This window comes from Actinophytocola sp. (genome assembly GCF_036555685.1).
Classification (GTDB): domain Bacteria; phylum Actinomycetota; class Actinomycetes; order Mycobacteriales; family Pseudonocardiaceae; genus Actinophytocola.
In genome coordinates this window covers 1-4,258 of the sequence record NZ_DATBKY010000192.1, presented here as the reverse complement: position 1 = coordinate 4,258, position 4,258 = coordinate 1, and the positions used below count along the sequence as shown (strand labels likewise).

Here is a 4,258-nt window from a genome sequence, read left to right as displayed (position 1 = left end):
ATGAGGGACGAGCCATGAGGGACATCGTCGAGGAGCAGAAGGAGTACTACCGGGAGCGCGCGGGGGAGTACGACGAGTGGTGGTTCCGCGAGGGCCGCTGGGCGCTGTCCGGGACGGCGGCGCTGGGCTGGCGGGCCGACGTGGCGGAGGTCGAGGCGGCCGTCGACCGGTTCGCGCCGCGGGGCGACGTGCTCGAGCTGGCGTGCGGCACCGGGCTGTGGACGCGCCGGCTCGCCCGCCACGCCGACCGGGTGACCGCGGTCGACGCCGCCGGGGAGATGATCGAGCGCAACCGGGAGCGGGTGCGCGGCCCGGTCACCTACGTGCACGCCGACGTGTTCGCCTGGACGCCGCCCGCGCGGGCGTACGACGTCTGCTTCTTCTCCTACTGGCTCTCGCACGTGCCAGCGGAGCGGCTGGCGTCGTTCTGGGCGACAGTGGACGCGGCGCTGCGCCCGGGCGGGCGGGTCTTCCTCATGGACAGCCACGTCGCGCAGCCGCCCGCCGGACAGACGCAGGAACGCACGCTCAACGACGGCCGCCGCTACCGGGTGGTGAAGCGGTTCTGGCAGCCGGCCGAGCTGGCCGACCACGTGGCCGGGCTCGGCTGGACTCTGGATGTACGCGTGACGCGGCACGGCGGAATCCTGTACGCGTCGGGGGTACGGTCACGTCGTGGCCAAGAGTGACGATGTCGAGGTGCTCGACGTGGCCGGGCACGACGTCCGGATCACAAGCCCGGGCAAGGTTTTCTTCCCGGAGCGGGGCGAGACGAAGCTGGACCTCGCGCGGTACTACCTCGCGGTCGCCGAGCCGCTGATGGCGGCGATGGGCGGCCGGCCCGTGCTGCTACAGCGCTTTCCCAACGGTGTGGGCGGTTCCTCGTTCTTCCAGAAGCGGGTGTCGCCGACGAAGACCGACCCGTGGCTGACCACCACCCGGGTGTCCACACCGAACGGAACGCTGTCCGACGCGCTGGTCGCCGTCGACCTGGCGCACGTGCTGTGGGCGGTGAACATGGGCTGCCTCGGCTTCCACGTGTGGCCGAACACCGCGGCCGACCCCGAGCACGCCGACGAGCTGCGCATCGACCTCGACCCGAGCCCGGGCGTCACGTTCGCGATGATCCAGGAGGGCGCGGCGGAGACCAGGGCACTGCTCGACGAGCTCGGCGTGGCGAGCTTCCCGAAGACGACGGGCAACCGCGGCATCCACGTGTACGTCCGGCTGCGGCCGCGCTGGGACGGGATCGAGGTACGCGCCGCCGCGGTCGCCGTGGCCCGCGAGCTGGAGCGGCGCCGGCCGGACCTGCTCACCGCGGCGTGGTGGAAGGAGGAGCGGGGGAGCCGGGTGTTCGTCGACTTCAACCAGAACGCGCCACACAAGACGGTGTTCGGCGCGTGGAGCGTGCGCGCCAACCCGCACGGGCAGGTGTCGACCCCGTTCGCGTGGGAGGAGCTGGCGACCCTCGACCCGCGCGCGCTGACCCTGGCCACGGTCCCCGCCCGGCTGGCCGAGCGGGGCGACCCGTGGGCCGCCATGACCCGCGAGTCCCTCGACCCGTTGCTGGCCCTCCACGAACGCGACATGGCAGACGGCCTCATGGACGCCCCATGGCCCCCGGTCTACCCGAAGATGCCCAACGAACCACCTCGCGTCGCCCCGAGCCGCGCCCGCAAGGAGACCTGATCACCAGCGGTCGTGTACGTGTTCGCGGATGTGCTCGTCGTAGACGTCGCGGATGGCGTCCCGCGTGGCGGGGGACAGGGGCGGCAGCTCCCCGGCCGCGGCGTTCGCGTGGGCCTGGGTCGCGTTGCGCGCGCCAGGGATGACCGTGCTGACGCCCGGCTGGTCCAGCAGCCACCGCAGGGCGAGCGCGGCCGTGGTCATCTCCAGCGACGACGCCAGTGCCGCCAGCGAGCGCGCGGCCACCACGCCCACCTCGTACGGCACGCCCGAGAACGTCTCGCCCACGTCGAAGGCCTCGCCGTGCCGGTTGAAGCTGCGGTGGTCGTCCGCGGCGAAGGTGGTCTGCTCGTCGTACTTGCCGGACAGCAGGCCGCTCGCCAGCGGCACCCGGGCGATGACGCCGACGCCGGCCTCGCTCGCCGCCGGCAGCACCCGCTCGAGCGGCTTGTGCCGGAACGCGTTGAGGATGATCTGCACGCTCGCCACGTTCGGCCGCGCGATCGCGGTCAGCGCCTCCTCGCACGTCTCGACCGAGACCCCGTACGCGGCGAGGTTGCCGTCCGCGACGAGCTGGTCGAGTGCGTCGAACACCTCGTCGGTGGCGAAGACAGCCGTCGGCGGGCAGTGCAGCTGCACCAGGTCGAGTGTCTCGACGCCGAGGTTCGCCCGGCTGCGGTCGGTCCAGGCGCGCAGGTTCTCCGGCGTGAACGACTCCGGCACGTGCGGGTCGGCCCGGCGCCCGCACTTGGTCGCCACCACCACGCCCGCGTCCGGCCGCTCGGTCCGGAACCTCGCGATCAGCCGCTCGCTGCGCCCGTCGCCGTAGACGTCGGCCGTGTCGAAGAACGTGACCCCGGCGTCGACGGCCGCGTGCAGGACGCCGAGCGCGTCCGCGTCGTCCACCTCACCCCAGTCGCCGCCCAGCTGCCAGCAACCCAGCCCGACGGCCGACACCTCGTGGCCGGTCCGGCCCAGTACCCGATGCTCCACGGCCGGCGAGCCTAGCCGGAGAACTCCGGCTCGATCGGGATGCGCCAGTCGACGGCGATGCGGTCGGCGACGTCCTGGACGGTGGCCGTGCCGCCGTGCCGGCGGGCGCGCTCGGCCAGCTCGTCGAGCGTCTCGCGAGCTCCGTTCCGGGCCTGCGCGGGGACGGGACCGGCGACTGACAGCCGGACCTCCCGCGCCGACAGCGCGATGGAGATCGCCACCTCCTTGGCCGAGCCCGACCCGGTCGTCGCGAACACCGCGTCGTGCAGGACGTCGAGCACCTCCGCGGCGATCGGGCCCGGCAGCGTCAGGTCGTGGTCGCCGGCCAGGCGCAGCTCCGGCGTGATCGCGAGGTCCTGCTCCAGCAGCACGAGCAGGTCGAGGACCTCGGTGCGCAGCTTGCGGGTGGTGGGCGGACCCATCCGGCCGAGCACCGCCGTCCGCAGCTCCGCGAGCGAGCGGTCGAGGTCGCGGATCACGCCGTCCAGCGCCGCGCGCGCCGCCGGGTAGCGGCCCGCGACCGACTGCACGGCGAGGCTCAGCGCGAACAGGTCGCGGATCGTGGTCTGCTCCAGGTCCCCGGCGATCCGATCGGCCTCCTCCAGCCGGGCGGCCCGCTCGGACTGCTCGGCGGCGGTGGCGGACTCGGCGTGGATGCGCCGGCGCATGGACTCGACGGCGGAGCCGAGCGCGACCACCTCGGTCGGCCCGTCGGCGGTTACGTGCTGGTCGAGGTCCCCGGCGGACACCCGCCCGACGCTCGCGACGAGCCGGTTCACCGGCCGCACGAGCGACATGTGCAGCAACAGGATGAGGATCAGGCCGACGAGCACGGCGACCCCGGCGCAGACGATCGCGATCGTGTTGGCCGCGGCCTGCGCGTTCGCCGAGGACTGCAGTCCCGCCGCGATGAGCCGATCGGTCCGGTCCTGCAGGGCGTCGAGGTCCTCGCGCAGGTTGTCGAAGAGCAGGTTGCCCGCGATCGTCGAGTTGGCCTGGACCTGCGGGGTCAGCGTGCCGGCGCGCGCGGCGTCGATGAGCGGCCGGGCCGACGTGCTGATCCAGGCGTTCCCGGCCGCGTCGACGTCGGCGAGCAGCCCGATCGACGTCGGGTCGTCGGCCAGCCGGTCGGAGATGACCCGCTCCGTCCGCTCGATCGAGGCGCGGCCCTGGTCGTACGGGCCGAGCAGCCGCTCGTTCCGGGTGAGCAGGTAGCCGCGCAGCCCGCTCTCCATGTCGACGTAGCCCTTGGACATGGCGGCGATCGCGACCTGCGCGGGCCGGAGCTGGTCGCGCACGTGGCCGCCGATGTCGCTGGCGTGGTGGCGGGCGGTGAGCGTGGCGACGACGGTCCCGACCAGCAGGCAGAGCATGATGCCCACCAGCGAGTAGACCCGCCAGCGCAACGTCCGCGGACGGAACCGGGAGATCAGGGCCATGCGCGCACTCGGTCCACCCCGCCAGGTCGGTATCCGTTGCGAGAATCCTAAGTGCAGGCAGGCGGGGTGCAAGCGATGCGAGCGGTGCGAAACGCGGCGGCCACCGGGCCGAAGCCCGGCGGCCGCCGCGAAGTGATAGT

At 73.3% G+C, this 4,258-nt stretch carries 4 protein-coding genes; 2 read left to right on the top strand and 2 right to left on the bottom strand.

The genetic code is table 11. The annotated features are described in order from the left end of the window. The coding region (locus VH969_RS18115) for a class I SAM-dependent methyltransferase (RefSeq protein ID WP_331975664.1) at nucleotides 1–689 on the top strand (689 nt) is incomplete at its 5' end. Further along, a complete protein-coding gene (gene ligD / locus VH969_RS18110; protein ID WP_331975662.1) occupies nucleotides 676–1,689 on the top strand; it encodes a non-homologous end-joining DNA ligase in 1,014 nt (337 codons plus the stop codon). The genes VH969_RS18115 and ligD, both read left to right, overlap by 14 nt. On the opposite strand, the gene VH969_RS18105 is transcribed toward ligD, so the two are convergent. Further along, the gene (locus tag VH969_RS18105) at nucleotides 1,690–2,679 is read right to left on the bottom strand and encodes an aldo/keto reductase (RefSeq protein ID WP_331975660.1); all 990 of its coding nucleotides are present in this window, start codon (nucleotides 2,677–2,679) and stop codon (nucleotides 1,690–1,692) included. It abuts the gene before it with no gap. A gap of 11 nt (nucleotides 2,680–2,690) precedes the next feature. Then, complete coding sequence (locus VH969_RS18100) at nucleotides 2,691–4,118, bottom strand: CHASE3 domain-containing protein (RefSeq protein ID WP_331975658.1); 1,428 nt, start codon at nucleotides 4,116–4,118, stop codon at nucleotides 2,691–2,693. Nucleotides 4,119–4,258: the final 140 nt, after the last annotated feature.

What these genes read in the sequence shown, in the direction of transcription:
- VH969_RS18100 (WP_331975658.1), bottom strand. Translation starts at nt 4,118, where the DNA reads ATGGCCCTGATCTCCCGGTTCCGTCCGCGGACGTTGCGCTGGCGGGTC.